The organism is Bacillus pumilus, assembly GCF_024498355.1.
Lineage (GTDB): Bacteria > Bacillota > Bacilli > Bacillales > Bacillaceae > Bacillus > Bacillus pumilus_P.
The window spans coordinates 850,512-870,319 of sequence record NZ_CP101833.1; the positions used below are offsets into that span (position 1 = coordinate 850,512).

Consider the following 19,808-nt stretch of genomic DNA (forward strand, 5'->3'; position numbering starts at 1 on the left):
GTATTTGTTGTATAATAATGTTCAGTTGAAATAAATGAAGCAACCTAGAAAGTTGGGAAAAACATGTGGAACAAAAAAACGGGTATGACGATCTTAAAAATGCTCTTTCCGATCGTGATCATCCTTGTCTTAATTTTTGTCGCCAAGCAGGAGCTGAGCGGCCTTTCCATTAAAAAGACTTTTTATATTATTGACAGCTTGAATCGAATGGACTTGTTTATTCTTGTCTTTCTTGGACTTGTCGCGGTTTTATCGATGTCCTTATATGATTTTATTTTAAGAAGAAGCCTTAACATGCCAATCAGCGGCTGGAAAACGATTCGCATTTCTTGGATTGCGAACTCCTTTAACAGTGTACTTGGTTTCGGCGGCTTATCGGGAGCAGGGCTCAGAACGCTTCTATACAAAGAGTACATAACAGATACGAAAAAACTGCTGAAAGGCATTGCCCTTTTGACATCGTCTGTCCTTTTGGGCTTATCTATTTTCAGTGATTTGATCTTGGTCAGGGTTCTGCCTGTTGAAAGTATTATTAGTCAGGAGCCGTGGTTATGGGCATTTGTCATTATCTTTGCCTGTATTGTGCCAATTTACATCATCATGGCCTCGGTTCGAAAAAGCTCGATTGAGAGCGGTGAAAATGGACTGAAGCACCCGATCTACGCTTATATCGGCGCATCGTTTTTAGAATGGCTGGCAGCAGGTCTTGTCATGTACATGGCTGTCGTCTCAATGGGGATGAACGTCGATGTCCGTATTGTATTAGGCGTGTTTGCGATTGCATCAATCGGTGGTTTAATCAGTATGGTTCCGGGCGGATTTGGTTCATTTGATTTGATCTTTTTACTCAGCATGCAATACATTGGTTTTGACAAAGAGATGGTGCTGACGGCGCTAGTATTGTACCGTTTCGTATACTCGATCTTCCCGTTTATTCTTGGACTATGTCTTGCTGCATATGATTTAACCGGAACGACGCTTAGACGTCTTGAAGGCAACCCAAGAATGGCATCTGCCGTCGAAACAACGAACGTCTTAATTGTCTTACACCGCGCCCTATTAATCCGCTTATTGTACGGATCTTTATCCATTTTAACGTTAGGAAGCGGCCTGCTCATTATGGCTTCCGTTGTGCTACCTGTTGATCGGTTAGGCGTGATTACCAGCATTCCACGCTTTCTGTTATCGGGATTTAATGGTCTTTCTTTAATGTTTGGGATCATTCTGATGATTTTGTCCATAGAAGTGTATAAACGGACAAAAAGATCTTACGTGCTGACGATGATTGCCTTAGCTGGCGGCTTTGTGTTTACTTTGTTAAAAGGGTTTAACCTGAGTCTAATCTTTATTTTGCCAGTCATCATGGCGGTGTTTTTCTCTCTTCGACATCAATTTGTGAAGCAGCAGGCGCCGTATTCCTTGTATCAGTTTGTGGTGGCTGCCGCCGGATATTTACTCGTTTTGTTTAACTATAATGTCATTGGCAACTTTATTTGGACAAAAATCGGGCATTTCTTGAGCAAGGACTATTTGGTTCATAATGAACGGCATATCACGATGACAAGCGTGATTGCTTTAATCGGTGTACCGCTTTTCTTTTTCATTAGTAAATTGATTTTTAATAAAAAGGCATTTCCAATTGGAGAAGAGGCAGATGAAGAAAAATTAAACGCGTTTTTAGAAGAAAAGGGAGGAAATGCCCTCAGTCATCTTGGCTTTTTAGGAGACAAAAAGCTGTTTTTCTCAAGTGATGGAGAGGCGATGCTACAGTTTGGCCGAATTGGCCGCTGCGTCATTGTGCTCGGAGATCCATCTGGACGTAAAGCGTCTTATCCACTTGTACTTGAAGAGTTTTTGCAGCAGACCGAAAAAGCAGGCTATCGTGTCGCTTTTTACCAAGTAGAACGAGAAGGGATGGCTCTCTATCATGACTTAGGTTTTCACTTTTTTAAGCTTGGAGAAGAAGCCATGGTCGACTTAGAAACGTTTTCTCTATCAGGTAAGAAAAAATCAAATTTACGAGCTGTCGCTAATAAGTTTGAACGAGAAGGCTATACCTTTGAGATGGTGGAACCACCCTTTTCAAATGAATTTATTTCTACCTTAAAACAGATCTCTGACAGCTGGCTTGGAAAGAAAAAAGAAAAAGGATTTTCTCTCGGCTACTTTCATGAAGACTATCTTCAAAAAGCACCGATTGCGATCTTAAAGGATGAAAAGGGACAGATCATTTCCTTTGTGTCATTAATGCCGATGTACCAAGAAGGAGAAATATCCATCGACTTAATGCGTCATATGCATGATGCACCGAACGGAATGATGGATGCGCTATTTATCCACCTTTTTCAATGGGGGAAAGAAAAAGGCTACAAATCCTTTAACATGGGAATGGCGCCTTTATCAAATGTAGGGACGTTCCATCAGTCGTTCCTCACAGAACGTTTGGCGAGTGTCATCTACAATAACGTCAGATATATGTATAGTTTCAGCGGATTACGGTCGTTTAAACAGAAATATAAACCCGAATGGCACGGGAAATATTTAGCGTATAAAAAGAATACGTCACTAGCTGTCACCATGGTGCTTGTCACTAAACTGATTGGGATGGACCCAAATCGGAAACGGCGTCAATAAATCAAAAACCTTTACCTTTCACTAGGTGAAGGTTTTTTTTAGACAAAAGAATAGCAAAAGTGGTAAAGTTGAAGGGTAAGGGGGATGTTAAAATGACGACATTGAATGAATGGTTTATAAAGGGATTAGCTGAACGTACATATGTACACAACATGGAGAAAAACCGTGAAAATCTGCTCACGGTGTACAACCAGTACACAATTCATCAAAAAGAAAAAGAGCTGCTTCAACGGCTGCAAAAGAAAAAGCTAAGAGCGCTTGTCATCACAGCGGATTGGTGCGGGGATGCGATGGTCAATGTACCGATTTTCATGCGTATCGCGAGTGAAGCACTCATTGATGCGCGCTATTTCATTCGGGACGAGCATCTAGACCTGATGGATCAGTATTTAACGAACGGGACCGCAAGATCTATTCCGATTATCGTCATCATTGATCAGGATGGGAATGAAGTGGGGAAATGGGGACCTCGCTCAGCAGAAGCGCAGCGCTTTGTCGACGAGAAAAAACCGGACAAGGATGCACCTGACTTTGAAGAAGCATTTAAAGTTTTTGCGAAAGAAGCCGCTCATCACTATACGACAGATCGTTACTTATGGAAAGATATTGAGAAAGAAATAGTAGAAGTTTTGGCAAAAATATAAACCAAAAGACTACTTCGCCGCAATGGGAAGTAGTCTTTTTTTATCTTGTTTTTGCGTTTCACCTACAAAACACCGAATAAAGTTGTAGAAAAACCGCAGATTTCTATCAAATACCGCAGAAAACCGCAAAGCACCACGATTTTCCCAACCACTTTTAGTTGAAAAACCTCATATATGCCATGAAATCATCAATTTTGCCCTTATCTAAAGGCTCATATAACGCACGTTGGTTTGCTTTTTCCCAATACAAGAGGCCCAGCAACTATAGTAATCTAATTGTAATCTCCTTTGAACGAACTAAAAAAACAAATGACGGAAAAGGGCTGGCGATCAATCTATGAAAAAAATCATTTATCTCGACCAAGAAAAGAAAAAGCTCGCTGAATCAAAAAAAAGAGAACAGCGTTCCATCAAATCACTCAGGCTGCTTGTGTTTTATGATGGACAAAGTCCTACATGTGCAAAAGCGATTGACCTGTTAAAATCACTTGATTGGAAGAACCGTATACACTTTGAATCATTTAGACATTCACAGCTGCTGAGGCTGAATAAAATAAGTGAAGAGAAGGCAGAAAAACGAATCGTCTCTATTTCCTTAGCCAAAAATCAGAAAAATTCAGGGATCTATACTTTGCTGCGTATTGCTTATAACATCCCTGCATTATGGGGAACGGTCCCATTCATTATGCTCAGCATTTGGCTAGGATTTGGACAGCATGCGTATGATTATTTTGCGAGAAAACGATATATTCATTCTGTCGAACAAGTCACCCGTCCTGATACAGATCAGCAAAAAACCATTTAATGAATAGAAAAAGCATGACCTTCGATCGGCAGAAGGTCATGCTTTTTTGTAATAGGGCACATATGACGCTAAGTGATCAAGCAGCTTCCCCGTGTAGGACATATACGCACGTTCGTCAAGCTCAGAAGCTGCATAGGAAAGCAAGGTTCTAAGAGCAAACAAGTACTCACTGTGCAGCTGATTGTGTTCAAAATAAGGAATGGCTGCTTCGGCTAAATATGTTTTCAAATCATGAGGATTCTCCTCAATCATCAATTTATATATTTTAATCATATATAAACAGTTTGGCTGAATACGAGGCTGTTTTAACAGCTCGTGTATGTAAGGAAGCGCCTTTTTACGATCATATTCAGCATACAATGTCGCAATTTCATATAGCGTTTCACAGTAACGATCTTCTATCTGTTCTTGATTAAAGTAATTGAGTGAATCTAGTAAATAAGGCACAGCTGAAGAGAAATCACCTTCACGTTTTAAGAGCACCCCGTAATAAAAATAAGCCGTCATTTTAATATAGGCATCAGGGTGAAGGGAAGTGTGCAAAATCACTTCTTTTAAATATTTCTTAGCTGTTTGAAAAGCTTTTAGTTCCAGTGAGATCACGCCATGAATGAGTGTACAGTGAATGATCCGCTTGAAATTGTTCTTTTGTCTATATAAATCCATCGCTTGATGTGTGGCTTCAAGCGCATCACCAAGATGTCCCATATTTCCAAGTGCTTTTGCATAGTGATAATACAGGTCACTTTGTTCAACAGACGCGTAGGAAAAGCAGCTTTCAAGTTTTTTCAGCCCTTCTTCAAGCTGACCATTTTTAATCTGATGGATGCCATCTAGATATTCAAAAATTTCTTTTTCCGTTTCAATAAAGGTTTTTTCAAACTTTTTGAGCACGCGGTGTGTTTTTAAGGCAAGCGGCTGTTTTTCCGTTAATAAATAAAATTGAAATAAGGACAAATGATACTGAATTCCTAAATCTAGCGAAAAGAACTGTTCCTCGTGTTGAATGATCATTTCTGCATTTTGTTCAGCCTGATCGAGTGCATAGAAATACATATTCATTTGAAACTCATCCAAGAGTGACAGCAGGTGACGCGCCTTTTGCGACAGCGTTTCTTGGCTGATACCAAGCCGTTCAAGCAGCAGATTAATCGTATCTTGATTGGCCTCCTTTGAGCCATTTTCAATTTTACTTAAATGAGAGACAGAACAAATCCCTTCTGCCAATTCAGATTGGGTCATATTTTGTTTATAACGATAGAGTTTAATGATTTGCCCAATATTGATTTTCATTCCATCCAGAAGCCTCCCTTCCAATCATGGGTTGAAAGCCTTTTGAAAAAATGACCGAATCAGACGAAATGGGAATACCTGAAATCATTTCATCATCTTGGTTGATTTCTCAAAATTTGTTTAAAACGTAATATGATTGTAACATTACTTGAAAAAGTCAAACAACTTTTTAGCAGATGGGGAGGGACACTCTATTTGCAACAGCACGTGATGATGTTTATAATGTGAATGAGAATCAATTTCAATTAAAATTGATTGAAAGGATGACATATATGCCAAACATGAAACAACAAACAGAAGCGTTAACGGTTCGAGACGCTGTCAGATATAGACGATCGATTCGAAAATTCAAAGAAACGGCAGTAACCATTGAGCAGCTTCAGCCATTATTAGAGGATGCGGTCTATGCACCAAATCATAAAATCACTGAGCCATGGCGCTTTCTATATGCGACAACTGCTGAAGCAAAAGCGACATTTGTTGAGCGCTTCATTGCTTTCTTTAAACGCAACAACCCAGATGCAAAGGAAGAAAAGATTACTCAATACAGAGACTACTTTACAAAAGTCCCAGCGCTATTATTTGTCGTATTAAAGGAAGACGAGAACCCAGTGGTGAGAAATGATGATTTTGCCGCAGTGAGCGCTTTGATTCAAAACTTCCAGCTGCTTGCTTGGGATCAAGGGATCGGTATGGTATGGAAGAGCGGCCGCATTTTATACGACAAAGGCTTTCAACAGGAGATGGGATTAAAGGAAAACGAGCGTTTTGCAGCCATCCTTCACATCGGTTATCCAGAAGAAGTCCCTGAGGAAAAATCACGTCAGAAGGCATCAAGCCTGCTTACTGAAATTAAATAAAAGCAGCCCTTTTTGAAAGGGACTGCTTTTTTACTTATTGTTTTTTGGCGCGCTGATCGGCTGCTTTCATACGAGCCATTGCTTTTACGTCATTTGGATCTGCAAGTTCTTTGGAAAATTCAACAAATTCGCCATCCGTCTCTTGAGCTGCGATTTCTTGGACAGATTTTTTGTGTTGGTCTTTTTTCAAAGCCTTCTCCTCCTTTACAAGATCACTATAGTTATGTGCTTGTTGGAGTGGAATATCCGTCTTATTTGCTTCTTTTTTCTGCTGCTCTTTCCGCTTTTTTGAATTCCTGCTGATACAGGACTTCCTGGGTCTTCTTCAGCTTCGAAGTTGGCTGGTGGTCTTTTTTCTTCATCAAATTGCCCCCTCATATCGTTTCTTCATAGGGTGGGTGTTTTTGACAAACTTTATTCCTCTGAATGTAAAATCGCTTCTTTTAGCTCAGGGTGCAAAAATTCATAAGAAGAAAGCTGGGCCTTTTTCGGCAGGGCACGCTGGCCCTTTAAAACAAGTAATGACATTTCGCCAAGTGCCGTTTTGATAACAAAGGATGGCACCTTCAGCCAGTGGGGGCGGTGAAGGGCGGATGCGATGGTTTGTCCGAGCCGCTGCATTTGAACAGGATTTGGAGAAGTGACATTGAGTGGACCCGATACCGCGTCATGACGGATGGCAAAGGCAATGAGATGTGCCACATCTTCCACGTGAACCCACGATACCCATTGTGACCCCGAGCCGATGGTTCCACCGGCAAACAGTTTGTATGGCATGGTCATCAGAGGCAGTGTCCCTTTTTCTCCTAACACAACCCCAAAGCGTGTATAGACAGTACGGATACCGAGAGCTTCAATTTTTTGAGCCTCAGCTTCCCAAAGCTTTGACGTATGACTTAAGAAGTCTGTATCGGCTGGAGGGGCTTCCTCCGTAAAATCCTCTGTCTTAGAAGTGCCATAAATACCGACAGCACTGGCTTGAATGAGCACAGACGGTTTTGATTCCTGCGCTTCGATGATGCGTCTCACTTCTTGCGTTGATTGTAGACGGCTAGAGAGAATGCCTTCTTTCGCCTTGTCTGTCCAGCGTGTGAAAATGGATTTTCCAGCAAGGTTAATCCATACATCGATGGCAGGCAATTCATGTTCAGGCGTAGCACCTTCTGTCAGCCACTGCACGTAATGTAAATGATTTTGTTCGGATTCCTTTGGATTTCTTGTTAAAATATATAGATGATGTCCTTCGTCTGCGAGCACCTTTGTGACGTGCTGGCCGATAAAACCGGTTCCTCCGGTGATGGCGATATTCAATTGACATCTCTCCTCTCATATACATACCTATATCTTTCACAATTTTGAATCCGAAGAAACATCCTGACTGTTTTAGAAAAGGAGTGATTACAGGATGCCTTATATTACAAAAATTTCTGCTCAGAAAAACAATACAGAGCGCGTGAACATCTTTCTTGATGAAAAGTACGCCTTTAGCGTTGATCTAGATGTGCTCGTTCAGCACGATTTGAAAAAGGGGAAAGAGCTGGACGAAGCAGAGATCATTGAGATTCAATTCGGTGATTCTGTCAAAAAAGGATTTCAGCAGGCTGTCGATTATTTATCTTACCGCATGAGATCAGTGAAAGAAGTCACCGATTATTTAACGAAAAAAGAAATACCAGCACCTGCTATTAGTGAAATTATACACAAATTAAAGCATTATAAGTATGTAAATGATCTTGAATTTGCAGAAGCATATGTGAGCACCCACCGGAAAACGAACAGCAAAGGGCCTTCCGTCCTGAAAAAAGAATTAAAGCTGAAAGGCATAGACGATGACACCATTGAACAATCGCTATCGCAATATCCTGATGACTTACAGCTGGAGGAAGCCGTCAATCAGGTTCTCAAGCTGGTGAGAAAAGAAAAGAATCGTTCTGCAAAAGAGATCGAGCAGCGCATCAAGCTTCAGCTTCAACGAAAGGGATTTTCGTTTGCGATCATTGATAAAGCCCTTCAAGAAGCCTATGATGGACAAGAAGAGGAAAAAGAAGAAGAAGCCCTCCTGTATATGCTAGAGAAGGCAAAGCGCAAGGTAGGATATGACGGATCTTTTGAAAAGAAGATGAAAGTGAAGCAATTTTTATACCGAAAAGGCTTTGATCTCGATACTATTGATCACGTGTTAGACAAAGGGGAATGACAAATGGAAAAACGCTATAGTGAGATGACAGAATATGAATTAAAGCAGGAGATTGCAGCCCTTTCTGAAAAAGCTAGAAAGGCTGAGCAGCTAGGCATTGTGAATGAATACGCCGTCTTAGAGCGAAAAATTGATATGGCCAAAGCCTATTTATTAGATCCAGCATTGATTCAGACCAAGACGACCTATCAAATCAAAGACACAGACGAGCAATTTTACGTGGAATATCTAAACGGGGTGTTTGCTTGGGGGTACAGAGTGTCGGCTCCAAATAAAGAAGATGCCCTGCCGATTTCAATGCTTACGCAAAAGGACTGATCTGAGGATCAGTCCTTTTCTTTACTTCGAACGCTGTTTACGGACGTTGTTCTGAAGTACGATGTCGTGCTGCGTTTGCTGCGTTTCTCCGTTGACCTGAGAGGCAGAATGCTTTGCATTCGCCCATGGTTGAGGGTAAGCGGTTGTCCTTAGTTGAACAAAGTCTGCCATATACGATTTCCCATTTGAACTCATATCTCAAGCACTCCCTTTGGAAAAATTAGCGTTTCCCTGATGCCCTCATACGTTCCTGTGGACGTGTATTCGTCTCACCATTCGGCCTTTTAGACGCATAAGCATCTGTGGCGCCTGGTTCGCCTTCAAACTTGTGATTCACTTGATTTGGAAAGCCTTTTGCTTTATTGCGCATATCGATTCCCTCCAAACAATACAAATCATTTGCGTCTTTTGAAGACGTAAGGGTAGTATATGAAAAAAGAGGTTTTTTTAAAAAGGCACTTTCTGCTAGATGAAGGAGGAACCGACATGGAACAATACTTTGAGCGATTAACAGAACAACTCATGGAAAAAAACAATATGCTGACATATGAAGAAGCACGTACATGGGTAGAGCTGCTTTGGAGTGATTTTGAAACGACCTATGCAAAGGCAGGCCGCAAGTATAAAGGACAGGAAACGACAGAACGGATTGTCCAAGAATGGATTGAGAGCTACGGTGCTCAGCTGCATTTATTTCAAAATAAACAATCAAAGGCAAACGAGCATCTGCAACAAAACCACAAAGGGCTTCTGCACTAAAAGAGTTGTCCTTTTCACTTCTACTCATCTTTTTTAAAAAACAGGAAAATATATTAAAGTAAAAACAATTTTATGAAACAATACCCAGTCTGTGATAGGAATTACAGGCTTTTTACAATGTTTAAACTTAAAATTACATTAAATTCATCTTGCTGAAAATCACTGGAAATAAAACTCTGATATAATGAAACGATTAAAGAGACATGTAATTTATGGATAATAAAAAAGGGTTTCGTTTTCTGACAAAAAAGGAATAATGAACATAACAGACTATGTGAAAAAAGTGAAGAGAAGGTGCGATATGGAACGGGAATTGCTCTCTGTTATAATTCCTTCTTACAATGAAGGTGAAAACATCAGACGAATCTTTGAGGCACTCGAGGAAGAGTTTCGCGATTTTCATTATGACTTTGAAATCATCTTTATTAATGATGGAAGCAAAGACAATACGCTTCAATACATGAGAGAGCTCTCTCGCAAAAGTGCAAAGGTCAAATATATTTCCTTTTCGCGTAACTTCGGGAAGGAAGCCGCTATTTTGGCAGGGCTTGAACATGCAAAGGGAGTAGCTGCGATCATTATGGACGCCGACCTGCAGCACCCGACGTATTTGATTCAGGATTTTGTCAGAGGGTATGAAGAAGGCTACCATCAAGTCATTGCCAAACGGAACCGTAAAGGAGACAGCAAGCTTCGCTCTTACTTATCATCGATGTACTATAAAATCATGAACAAGGTGGTTGAAGTAGACTTGCGTGATGGTGTAGGAGATTTCCGTTTAATTTCACGCCAAGCAATCGACGCATTGCTGAAGCTGAAAGAGGGGAATCGTTTTTCGAAAGGGCTTTTTTGCTGGATTGGGTTTGAAGAAAAGGTCATCTATTATGAAAATGTCGAAAGACAGCATGGTGATACAAAATGGTCATTGAAGAAATTATTTAACTATGGCATTGATGGTGTGATTTCCTTTAACAACCGCCCGCTGCGTATTTGTTTTTATACTGGCATACTGATCTTATTCCTCTCTTTGATTTACATTGTGGCCACCTTTATTCAAATCGTCAGAACGGGCATTATGGTACCGGGTTATTTCACACTAATATCGGCTGTGCTTTTCCTCGGAGGTGTCCAGCTTTTGAGTCTAGGCGTGATTGGAGAATATATTGGCCGGATCTACTATGAAACGAAAAAGAGGCCGCATTATTTGATCCAAGAATCAAATGTCATGGAACAAGAGACAAGCTCAAAAGAACAAGACCGAGTGTTAACGCAGTTATTTAAATAACGTGGAGTCAAATAACCGGCAAGCACGATTCGCTTGCTGGATTGTTTTGTTTCAAAGAACAGTGGATCTTTTGTGGAAAGGATTTAGATGATGAAACGTAGATGGATAATCATTGGAATGTGCCTCATTCTCGCTCTATTAGGACACTCCTTTTTCTTATATGAATATACGCAAGGCCGATATATGACAGGAGATGGGGACGGCATTTCTCAAATGCTCCCATTTAAAAAGCTGCTTTATGACGAATACGTCAAAGGAAACTTCTTTTATTCCTATCAATTTGGTCTAGGCGGCGGTACATACACACAATTAGGCTATTATTTTACAACGTCGACTGTCTTTATGGTCACAGTGCTTGTTGTCTGGATAATGAATGCGCTTCATCTCATTCAGTCAACGGACATTCATTTCTGGGCAAATGCGGTGATTTGGATCAGCGTGATCAAGCTGACGTTGATTCTTTTCATTGCCTATCGCGTTCTATTTTCGCTGGTTCAAAATAGACTTGGCGCACTGACTGGTGCCGGGATCTATGGGCTGTCTATTTTGTATTTTCGACACGAAACGTTTTGGGAATTTTTCACCGACAGCATGATGTGGCTCCCGCTGCTTGTGCTTGGGATTGAACGTATTTTCAAAACAGGCAAGCCGGCTTGGTTTATTGTGGCTTGCAGCCTCATGCTGATCAACAATTTTTACTTTGCTTATATTCACTTTATCTTTTTAGCGATTTATCTCGTATTCAGATATATGATCAAGCTTCGGAGCGAGGAGCGCGGCTGGAAGGTTTTCTGGACCCTTGCGATTTCAACGCTTTTATCCTTTGGGATCAGTGCCGCCTTTTTTATCCCATCTGTTTACGGCTTTCTCAATAATATAAGACCGCCTTATGAACAGTCGATTCCTTGGTTCGAGCTGCATGATCATCTGCTGTTTACAAGCAGGGTGTATTTATTACCGGTGATCTTTCTCATTTGTTTGTTCCTCGTTCCGCTTTATCGGAACAGGTGGTTTTTCATGTTTACATCGATTAGCGTTCTGCTTATTATTTTTCACTACAGTCCAAAGATGGCGAGCGTGTTTAATGGTTTTTCGGCACCGCAGTACCGGTTTGAATACATTCTTGCCTTTACAGTTGGAGCGGTCGTCGCCATTACCATCAAGCATTTTGCGCAAATCGAGTGGAAGTGGAAAAAGCGTGCGGTATTAGGCGCCTGGATCGTTTTTCTCCTCGCTATCGTCTTGTCAGAACGAGCGATGGGGAATATGGATGTCGTTGTATTTACAGGCATAGGACTGCTTGTGATTAGCTTGTTCTTCCTTTGGATACATGCTGAGAAACGTCAGCACCTTCGTCTCTTTTCAGCTGTGCTCATTGTCGTTAGCCTACTGACAGCAGGCATTTATCAACAGGTTTATTTATCTGAAAGCAGCAATATCAAGGAAGTATCAGATACGTATATGAAGAGTGAGGCGTATGCTGGCCCTGAGCAAATGAAGCTCATTCAGCAAATTCAAAGCCGCTCAAAAGACCCGCTCGCCCGAATTGATTGGATGAATGGTGTGCGAAACAATACCCCGTTATTTGAAGGCTTTCAAGGGATGAGTGTGTATTCGAGTATATTGAATAAGCATTTGCTCAATTTCTACTGGAATGACCTGCAAATTGATATGGGACGAGAAAGTGTCAGCCGTTATGCAACAATGGGGGACAGGGCGAATTTATACAGCCTGACCTACGGCAAGTATTATATGAGAGACAAAGCGATGTCTTACTCACCGCCAGCTTATTTTAAGCCGATGTTGGAAAGCGAGCATTATGAGGTGTATGAAAATACAAGGCCGCTGCCATTTGCAAGAACAACAAGCAACGTCTATTCAGAAGCATCCCTAGAGCATTCGTCAGCACTTGATAGAGAGCACGCGATGCTGCAAGGCGTGATTTTAGACAAAAAAGGGAACGCTGAAATCGAGCACTCACCCGATCGAGTAAAGGATACAAACATTCATACTGAACAAGCGGTGTATGAAAATGGTGTGCTTGATGTATACGGAAAAACGGGCGGGCTGAATATCACGCTTCCAGATGATATGGCCCGTGCCGGGGATGTGTATGTGAGCTTTTATGTCAAGCGGACAGACCGTAACGAAGGGTTTCAGTTGTCTCTTGATGACTACGTCACATCACGAAAAAGCAATACATCGATCTACAAAACAGGCGTCAATGAAGTGACCATTCGGGTCCCTGCTGAAAAGATCCTCTCTATTCGAGTGCCAAAAGGGACGTATGAACTGAGTCAATTAAAGCTGTATCACGAACCATATCGCATCTTAGAGCAAGCATATGAAAAAGAAAAACAGGATGACGGCAGCCAAAAAGTAAAGCTCGAAAACAACCGCTTTACGATTTCATATAATAACAAGCGCGGCGATGATTATATGGTTCTGCCAGTTCCATATGAAAAAGGCTGGGAGCTCACTGTGAACGGACAACAAACTGATATTGAACAAGCCAACTACGCATTCATCGGCTTTCCAATAGAGAAAGGCGAAAACGAGATTGTGCTAACCTATTATCCGCCTTATATCAGAATTCTCGCGTTGATTTCATTGATCAGTCTGATAGCTGCAATCCTTTATGCACGTAGAAAACACAAGAAACACCACTTTTCATCATAAGTGGTGTTTTTTTATCTTTCTTATCACCTAATTGATACAATCTATATAAAGCATGTATGGGGGAGAGCCATTTGACGTTAAACAAAGAATCTATTATTGATCATTATGAACACACCCTTGAATGGGTACAGTCGCTCACAGAAGTAACAGACCAAGAATGGCGCAGCGCTATCGCTGATGGAAAGTGGAGCATTGCTGAGATCATCTCACATTTCGTTCCGTGGGATGAATTTATTTTACACGATCGCCTAAAGGAATTTTGGAACAATCGACCGTTACCGCAGGCACCTGATGTGCATGAAATGAATCCGATGTCAGCTGAAAGGGCGAGAAAGGAAGAGAGAAGCGAGACGATTGAACGATTTATTGCTGTCAGAACAGAATTACTTCAAGAAATGAAGAAAATCGAAGCATCTCGCTGGAATACATCCTTTTTTATCGGTCAAACCGAGCTGACGTTATCAAGTTATTTTCAAGGGCTGATTGAGCATGATATTCATCATATGAAGCAGATCAAAGACGCACTCTCTCCAGAAAGACAATAGAGAGTCACGAAGCTTCTTTCTCAAACGGAAACGTAGCATAATCAAACAAAAAATGAAACAAACAAAGGCTTAGAGCAAAGAGAATTTCCTCAGAGGTAGAAAGCCAAATGCCGCCCACCAATTCGTCTGATAAATAGACGGCTCCCCAAATAAACAAAAGATGAAGTGAAATGGCATAAAAAACGATCGATCGTTTTTTGGACCGGCACTTTTTGACAAACCGCACGAGCACATGTTCCACATGTTCAAAAGATATCCCAAGCACGACATAGATGCCCATAAACAGCAGCATCGATAAAATCGATTGATAAAAAGCACCCGTCAAATGAAAGAACAGCACACAAAACAACAAAAATATGTAACAGACAGCAGAGGCTGCCATGAGCCATTTCAGCCCTTGCCATAAAGCGTGAACAGATTGCTGCATATGTAAACAATCACTCCTTTACATGAAATACCTGCAAAAAGGACAGGCCTTTTTGCAGGAAGTATGCGTTAATCCTCTTTTTTAGGTGCAGCGATGACAGGATGTTTTTCTGTAGAAAGCAATGTTAAGAAGTCTTCGCCTTGATCTAAATGGTCTAGCACCAGCTGTTTCGGTGTGACCGCAAGCCACTGATTGAGTGAAATGTCTGCATAATGATCGCTCTTGAAGATTTCTAAGAAATAAAGCGGTTCGTCCCCAGTATTTTCTACATAATGCCCCATCGCAAATGGTACATATCCCACGTCTCCCGCCTGATAGTTGAAGGTTCTTGCATGTCCGTCAGAAGCAAATACCGTCATTCGTGCTTTTCCAGAAATGAAATATTGCCATTCATCCGTATTTGGATGCCAGTGCAGCTCACGAATGGCACCAGGATCGACTTTGACAAGAGCGGACGCAATCGTTTTAGATGCTTTGAAATTGGTTGAGTCTGCGATCCAGACCTGTCCGCCGCTTGAAGTAATCGGCTCTTGTTTTAACAGCTCATATTTAAAGGAATGAGGGACTTCTCCTTGCTCTGTTTTCACCTTGTCACTTTCAAGGGAGCCAGGCAGACCTTTTTGGAATATATACTTCTCTTTCTCTGGCAGCTTGTTAAACTGTTCCTTTGTCAGTCCGAAGTTCTTGAGCACGACTTCTTCTGGCGTATGAGCAAGCCAATCGGTCACTTGGAAGGTACTATTTTCTGAGAAAGACCCGTCATCAAACACAAGCAAAAATTCAGCTCCCGGTTCAAGTGCTTGGATAGAGTGCGGCAGGCCAGAAGGGAAGTACCACAAATCACCCTCTGTTACATCCTCTGTAAAATTGCGCCCCTCTGCATCAACCGATGTAATCCGGGCTTCCCCATAAATCATGTACGCCCATTCCGCTTCCTTATGCCAGTGCAGCTCGCGAATCGCACCAGGCTTTAGCCGCATATTGACAGATGCAAGGCTTTTAGAGATCGGTAGTTCGCGGACTGTTACCTCGCGGGCATAGCCGCCTTTTTCTAAACGGTTGTGCGTATCAGAAAAAGAATATTTCATGTTGGAGACCGTTCCATGATCTGTTTCCGGCGGCGTGAGCATATCTGGGTTTTGTCTGTCCCGCTCGAGATTACGTGGAATTTTGACCGTTGCTCCTTTTTCTCCTCGGATCGGCTGTGGTACACCATTTTGCTTTTCACTCATGATAAAATCTCCTTTCAACATCGTATTGTGTGAGGTGACAAAAGGCCTTTCATTTCGCCCTCGTTTTCATAAGGTGAAACCAATCAAGCAGATGTCAATCTGATTCATCATTTTTTTGAGCAGCGACTAATCGTTGGATGAGCTTGCTTAATTCATCAAACTTTCGTTCAAAGCGTGTCAGCAAGTAAACCGTCAAAATGGCGGGGAAGCCAGCCTGACCGAGCTGCTTCAGCCATTCCTCTGAAAAAAGGTTCTCCATTTGTCTCACCTCCCAGCTGATGCTCGTCTCTTATATAGGTGGTCTGAAAGAAGAAAAAGGAAAGCAAAGCGGGAGAAAATGAACCATTAGACCCGTTTCATGAAGTTTACTTTTTTTAACTTTTGTCCACTTAATTCAAATAGAGGAAACAAAGGGGAGGATGCACATGGATTATCGGCTGTTATTGAAAGCGAAATGGAAGGAAATCATTGATCACCCGCTTATTCAGCAGTTTTTAAGCAATCCTAAAAATCAGCAGCTGCTCAGGCAAGTCATGGAAGAGCCAAACGAGGAGAATGCGAAAAAGCTAGATTCCGAGTTCAAGCAGTTTTATCAAAAAATCCGCATCATCAAGTATATTTCCACAATGATCCGCATCTTTTCAGTCGACTTTGACAAACGAGTCAAAAAAAAGCAGCAGCGTTTTCCGCTCATACTCGATCATCCTGATCAGCAAGAATTGAAAGACCCTGTTCAAACAGATACGTATGAAGCTGTGCTCTTCAACCAACAAGACTTAGGGGAGCACCTGCAAGATCAAACATTGTACAAGGCCTATCAGCAGCTCACAGATAAACAAAAAATGGTCTTAACTCATATTTATGTCGAAGGCCAAACGATGAAGGAAATAGCCGACCGGCTGGGCGAATCAAGACAAAACATCTCAAACATTCACAAAAAGGCACTCAACAAACTAAAAGAAGAAACAGGGGGAGATGTCCGTGCACGAAGACAAAATGACCAATGGAGAAATGGAAGAACTCATTGAAACCTTCACACCCATGATCAAAAAGAAACTACAAAACACGGCATATCAAGAAAGAGAAGACCTAGAACAAGAACTCTATATCAAACTCATCGAAAAAATAGACCGGCTGATTTACCAAGAGGGACCTGGATTTTGGGAGTTTATTGTGGAATATATGACGAAGTTATAAGAGGAACTGATGGTGCGAATGTGAGGTGAACATAAAATCCCCGGGGCATTCGCACCTTTTTATTCGACAAAAATGAGAAAAATGTATATTTCATGAAAGAGAAAACAAAATTCTATATTGAAATTTGAGGATTTTTACAATCATTCCCTAAAAAATGTTACAATTAGGGCGGAAATCGCAGTCGCACTCTATGTGAGTGCGTGTATTGAAATAATAGTTAATTGCAACTTTTCAACATCACCAATAAAGTCGCATTCTATATGAGTGCGTGTATTGAAATTTCTTGTAGCTGCTCAATTGCGTTTTGAAACCTGCCGCACTCCACCTGAATCATTAATCAAAAACACTTTACTTTTTCCTCCCGTACAACACCCCTTCACAATCACAACACAAAAAAAGACTCGCTCACACAGAGCCGAGTCTTAATTTTTTTTGCAGTTTTTCTTCACTGAAAATCCAGCCGGTATAGGAGTTTTTGATTTGATGATCCATGTCGATATGGCAGATCGCGACAAAAGGATAGTGACCTTTGCTGCGGTAGCGCAAATCAATGAACCGCACTTCATAATGATCCTTGTATTTATCCACTTCCCACCTGTAGACAGGGGAGAAGGAGAGAAAGGCTGAAATGTTTTCATCTTGCTTAGCAATTTTCATAATTTCTGTATCAGGGACCGGCACACGGTTAAAGGTGTCTAAAATGACAATCTCTCCATTCATGCTTCGACCGACATGGAAAGAGGATTTGCATTTGACTGCAATGCGCCATTGTCTGAACTTCATTGTAGGCGAGATGATAATTTCTTCAATTTCATCAAATCGTGCACGCAGCTGACGTTTAATCTGAAGCTGCATGATGACCCTAACGATATAGTAACAGAAAATCACGGCATACAGCGTGATGAACGTATAGCCGGGATGTCCGCCAATGGCCCAGATGACAATGGCGACAAGGTGTGTAAAAAAGATAAACGGATCAAAGGTGTTAATGATCCCAAGTGCTACCCACTTCTTCGAAAATGGACGAATGGCCTGCGTGCCGTATGCATTGAAAATATCGACAAACACATGTAGCACGACGGCTAACAGAGTCCATAACCAAAGGTGAAGTAAATTCGCCCCCGGCACAAATGGGAAAAGCACAGCCGGAATCAGCAACGACCAGAACAGTACAGCCGGAATGGAGTGAGTAAATCCTCGGTGATTTCTTATATAAACCGCATTATTTTTTAGTTTTAGCACAGTATCAATGTCTGGTGCTTGGGAGCCGGCAATGGTCGCGATCATCACGGCATGTGCCATTTGTGGATCTGCGCTGACGGCTGGATCTAAAAGTGCAAGTCCCCCAAGAGAAATGCCCATTACTACATGAGTACCAGTATCCAATTGATTACCTCCTAGTTGTCATGCTTAGGAACAATCATACAAAGTATACGTCTTCATTCAAGACTATGTGCAAAATCACTTTTGCTTTGTCCTAATTTAATGTAACATGTTAACGTATCTACAAACAGTATACAACAAATAAGGTTCTTTTCAGAACGTTAGCCCTTGGTTCAATGAGAAGGAGTATAAAGATGAAAGACATTCAAGAAAAGCTGGACCGCAAAGATATTGCGGGTTTTCAGCATGATTTAATTGATTGGTATGAAAAAGAACAACGGACACTGCCATGGCGTGAAAATCAAGATCCATACCGGGTCTGGGTATCAGAAGTGATGCTCCAGCAAACGAGAGTGGATACGGTCATTCCGTACTTCAACCGGTTTATGGAGCAATTTCCGACTGTCAAAGATCTCGCTTTAGCCGATGAAGAAAAGGTCATGAAAGCATGGGAAGGTCTTGGCTACTACTCAAGAGTTCGTAATTTGCAGGCAGCTGTGAAAGAAGTATATGAATCCTACGGTGGTGTCGTCCCTGATACGAAAGAGCAATTTTCAAAGCTCAAAGGTGTAGGCCCATATACGAGCGGCGCAGTACTGAGTATCGCCTATAACAAGCCGTACCCTGCTGTAGATGGCAACGTCATGAGGGTCATTTCCCGGATCTTATCGATATGGGATGACATTGCAAAACCAAAAACGAGAAACACGTTCGAATTTGCGGTCGATCAGCTCATTTCCCGGGAAAAGCCGTCTGAATTCAATCAAGGGCTGATGGAGCTAGGTGCGCTCATTTGCACCCCAACATCCCCTGCATGTCTCATTTGCCCTGTGAACATGCATTGCTCGGCACTCGAGGAAGGTGTTCAGCATGAGCTCCCAGTGAAAAGCAAAAAGAAAAAGCCCACTGCCAAATCAATGGCAGCAGCGGTTTTATTTGATGATGCAGGTCACCTATATATTCATAAGCGGCCAAGTACAGGCCTCCTTGCGAATTTATGGGAATTCCCTAACTTGGAAACCGTGAAGGGAAGAAAAACGGAAAAAGAGCAGCTGCTTGAATTTCTAAAAGAAGAGGCAGGTGTACAAGCGGAGCTTGGTGATTTAGAAGGCACCATTCAGCACGTATTTACCCACCTCATCTGGAATATTTCTGTTTTCTTTGGACGTGTGACCTCTGTATCTGATGACACTGAGCTTAAAAAAGTCACAACAGAAGAGTTTGAGGCGTATGCTTTGCCGGTCTCACATCAAAAAATATGGAAGATGGCACTCGAGCAGCCTAGTCGTATTTAACCGTTGTACCGTGGGTATAATCGGCTTCATTCCGGTGCAGACCCCCGCGGTTTTCGATTTCAGAAATGATTTCTCGATACTTAGATTGCCCTTCTTCGTTTAAATAAGGTAAAATTTGTTGGAAAGCATGATGAAAGTAAGCAAGCTCAGTATCTTTCCATTGATCCTTGGACATCATGCCAAGCTGGCTTAAATCGCGTCCGACATACATGAATGTAACCTCCTAATAGGAACTTTCCTATTAGTGTGAAGCGA

General features: G+C 41.7%; 24 protein-coding genes. 13 read left to right on the forward strand and 11 right to left on the reverse strand.

Annotated elements, in window-relative coordinates:
- Positions 1–63: 63 nt before the first annotated feature.
- The 3 genes from mprF to NPA43_RS04090 all read left to right on the forward strand — a co-directional run bounded on the left by mprF (position 64) and on the right by NPA43_RS04090 (position 4,083).
- Positions 64–2,634: a bifunctional lysylphosphatidylglycerol flippase/synthetase MprF gene (mprF, locus tag NPA43_RS04080; RefSeq protein ID WP_256499419.1), complete on the forward strand. Its 2,571-nt coding sequence runs from the start codon at positions 64–66 to the stop codon at positions 2,632–2,634.
- A 92-nt stretch (positions 2,635–2,726) separates the two neighbouring features.
- Positions 2,727–3,278, forward strand: coding sequence for a thioredoxin family protein (locus NPA43_RS04085; RefSeq protein WP_099727616.1), 552 nt, complete (start codon positions 2,727–2,729; stop codon positions 3,276–3,278).
- A 337-nt stretch (positions 3,279–3,615) separates the two neighbouring features.
- Positions 3,616–4,083 carry a thiol-disulfide oxidoreductase DCC family protein gene (locus NPA43_RS04090; protein ID WP_099727615.1) on the forward strand — a complete coding sequence of 156 codons (468 nt, stop codon included), beginning with the start codon at positions 3,616–3,618 and terminating at the stop codon, positions 4,081–4,083.
- A 36-nt stretch (positions 4,084–4,119) separates the two neighbouring features.
- Here the strand turns inward: NPA43_RS04090 and NPA43_RS04095 are convergent, their stop codons facing one another.
- Positions 4,120–5,376 (reverse strand): transcriptional regulator, encoded by a 1,257-nt coding sequence (locus NPA43_RS04095; protein WP_099727614.1) that lies wholly within the window; start codon positions 5,374–5,376, stop codon positions 4,120–4,122.
- A 272-nt stretch (positions 5,377–5,648) separates the two neighbouring features.
- Here NPA43_RS04095 and NPA43_RS04100 point away from each other — a divergent pair, with 272 nt between their 5' ends.
- Positions 5,649–6,236, forward strand: a complete 588-nt coding sequence (locus NPA43_RS04100) for a nitroreductase family protein (RefSeq protein ID WP_249705304.1) — start codon at positions 5,649–5,651, stop codon at positions 6,234–6,236.
- A 34-nt stretch (positions 6,237–6,270) separates the two neighbouring features.
- Here the strand turns inward: NPA43_RS04100 and NPA43_RS04105 are convergent, their stop codons facing one another.
- The 3 genes from NPA43_RS04105 to NPA43_RS04115 form a co-directional block, all read right to left on the reverse strand.
- The gene (locus NPA43_RS04105; protein WP_099727612.1) at positions 6,271–6,426 is read right to left on the reverse strand and encodes a YfhD family protein; all 156 of its coding nucleotides are present in this window, start codon (positions 6,424–6,426) and stop codon (positions 6,271–6,273) included.
- Positions 6,427–6,487: 61 nt separating this feature from the next.
- On the reverse strand, positions 6,488–6,598 hold the full coding sequence (locus NPA43_RS04110; RefSeq protein WP_099727611.1) for a YfhE family protein: 111 nt from the start codon (positions 6,596–6,598) through the stop codon (positions 6,488–6,490).
- 52 nt (positions 6,599–6,650) lie between these two features.
- A complete protein-coding gene (locus NPA43_RS04115; protein ID WP_099727610.1) occupies positions 6,651–7,547 on the reverse strand; it encodes a TIGR01777 family oxidoreductase in 897 nt (298 codons plus the stop codon).
- Positions 7,548–7,641: 94 nt separating this feature from the next.
- Between NPA43_RS04115 and recX the strand changes: the two genes are divergently transcribed.
- Positions 7,642–8,433, forward strand: a complete 792-nt coding sequence (recX, locus tag NPA43_RS04120; RefSeq protein ID WP_099727609.1) for a recombination regulator RecX — start codon at positions 7,642–7,644, stop codon at positions 8,431–8,433.
- 3 nt (positions 8,434–8,436) lie between these two features.
- Positions 8,437–8,751 (forward strand): YfhH family protein, encoded by a 315-nt coding sequence (locus NPA43_RS04125; protein ID WP_105928239.1) that lies wholly within the window; start codon positions 8,437–8,439, stop codon positions 8,749–8,751.
- A gap of 21 nt (positions 8,752–8,772) precedes the next feature.
- Here NPA43_RS04125 and NPA43_RS04130 read toward each other — a convergent pair whose 3' ends face one another.
- Positions 8,773–8,946, reverse strand: coding sequence for a YpzG family protein (locus NPA43_RS04130; protein ID WP_008360604.1), 174 nt, complete (start codon positions 8,944–8,946; stop codon positions 8,773–8,775).
- Positions 8,947–8,971: 25 nt separating this feature from the next.
- Positions 8,972–9,121, reverse strand: coding sequence for a small, acid-soluble spore protein K (locus NPA43_RS04135; RefSeq protein WP_003217849.1), 150 nt, complete (start codon positions 9,119–9,121; stop codon positions 8,972–8,974).
- 116 nt (positions 9,122–9,237) lie between these two features.
- On the opposite strand from NPA43_RS04135, the gene NPA43_RS04140 reads away from it, so the two are divergent.
- The 4 genes from NPA43_RS04140 (at position 9,238) to NPA43_RS04155 (ending at position 14,019) form a co-directional block, all read left to right on the forward strand.
- Positions 9,238–9,510, forward strand: a complete 273-nt coding sequence (locus tag NPA43_RS04140) for a YfhJ family protein (protein ID WP_099727607.1) — start codon at positions 9,238–9,240, stop codon at positions 9,508–9,510.
- A 301-nt stretch (positions 9,511–9,811) separates the two neighbouring features.
- Positions 9,812–10,795 carry a glycosyltransferase family 2 protein gene (locus NPA43_RS04145; protein ID WP_099727606.1) on the forward strand — a complete coding sequence of 328 codons (984 nt, stop codon included), beginning with the start codon at positions 9,812–9,814 and terminating at the stop codon, positions 10,793–10,795.
- An 87-nt stretch (positions 10,796–10,882) separates the two neighbouring features.
- On the forward strand, positions 10,883–13,474 hold the full coding sequence (locus tag NPA43_RS04150) for a YfhO family protein (RefSeq protein WP_256499420.1): 2,592 nt from the start codon (positions 10,883–10,885) through the stop codon (positions 13,472–13,474).
- Between the two features lie 71 nt (positions 13,475–13,545).
- Positions 13,546–14,019: a DinB family protein gene (locus NPA43_RS04155; RefSeq protein ID WP_230031578.1), complete on the forward strand. Its 474-nt coding sequence runs from the start codon at positions 13,546–13,548 to the stop codon at positions 14,017–14,019.
- Between the two features lie 4 nt (positions 14,020–14,023).
- On the opposite strand, the gene NPA43_RS04160 is transcribed toward NPA43_RS04155, so the two are convergent.
- From NPA43_RS04160 to NPA43_RS04170, 3 genes are all read right to left on the reverse strand, one after another.
- Positions 14,024–14,446 carry a regulatory YrvL family protein gene (locus tag NPA43_RS04160; protein WP_099727603.1) on the reverse strand — a complete coding sequence of 141 codons (423 nt, stop codon included), beginning with the start codon at positions 14,444–14,446 and terminating at the stop codon, positions 14,024–14,026.
- A gap of 68 nt (positions 14,447–14,514) precedes the next feature.
- The gene (locus NPA43_RS04165; RefSeq protein ID WP_256499421.1) at positions 14,515–15,678 is read right to left on the reverse strand and encodes an oxalate decarboxylase family bicupin; all 1,164 of its coding nucleotides are present in this window, start codon (positions 15,676–15,678) and stop codon (positions 14,515–14,517) included.
- A 94-nt stretch (positions 15,679–15,772) separates the two neighbouring features.
- Positions 15,773–15,937: a YvrJ family protein gene (locus tag NPA43_RS04170; protein WP_230031580.1), complete on the reverse strand. Its 165-nt coding sequence runs from the start codon at positions 15,935–15,937 to the stop codon at positions 15,773–15,775.
- 166 nt (positions 15,938–16,103) lie between these two features.
- On the opposite strand from NPA43_RS04170, the gene NPA43_RS04175 reads away from it, so the two are divergent.
- Both NPA43_RS04175 and rsoA read left to right on the forward strand, forming a co-directional pair.
- On the forward strand, positions 16,104–16,706 hold the full coding sequence (locus NPA43_RS04175) for a sigma-70 family RNA polymerase sigma factor (protein ID WP_230031581.1): 603 nt from the start codon (positions 16,104–16,106) through the stop codon (positions 16,704–16,706).
- Complete coding sequence (rsoA, locus tag NPA43_RS04180; protein WP_029707333.1) at positions 16,654–16,875, forward strand: sigma-O factor regulator RsoA; 222 nt, start codon at positions 16,654–16,656, stop codon at positions 16,873–16,875. Before NPA43_RS04175 ends, rsoA begins: the two co-directional genes overlap by 53 nt.
- Positions 16,876–17,280: 405 nt before the next feature.
- Here rsoA and NPA43_RS04185 read toward each other — a convergent pair whose 3' ends face one another.
- A complete protein-coding gene (locus NPA43_RS04185; RefSeq protein ID WP_099727599.1) occupies positions 17,281–18,261 on the reverse strand; it encodes a metal-dependent hydrolase in 981 nt (326 codons plus the stop codon).
- A gap of 191 nt (positions 18,262–18,452) precedes the next feature.
- Between NPA43_RS04185 and mutY the strand changes: the two genes are divergently transcribed.
- Positions 18,453–19,553, forward strand: coding sequence for an A/G-specific adenine glycosylase (gene mutY, locus NPA43_RS04190; RefSeq protein WP_099727598.1), 1,101 nt, complete (start codon positions 18,453–18,455; stop codon positions 19,551–19,553).
- Here mutY and NPA43_RS04195 read toward each other — a convergent pair.
- On the reverse strand, positions 19,540–19,764 hold the full coding sequence (locus NPA43_RS04195) for a hypothetical protein (RefSeq protein ID WP_044139672.1): 225 nt from the start codon (positions 19,762–19,764) through the stop codon (positions 19,540–19,542). The genes mutY and NPA43_RS04195 overlap by 14 nt on opposite strands.
- Positions 19,765–19,808 lie beyond the last annotated feature (44 nt).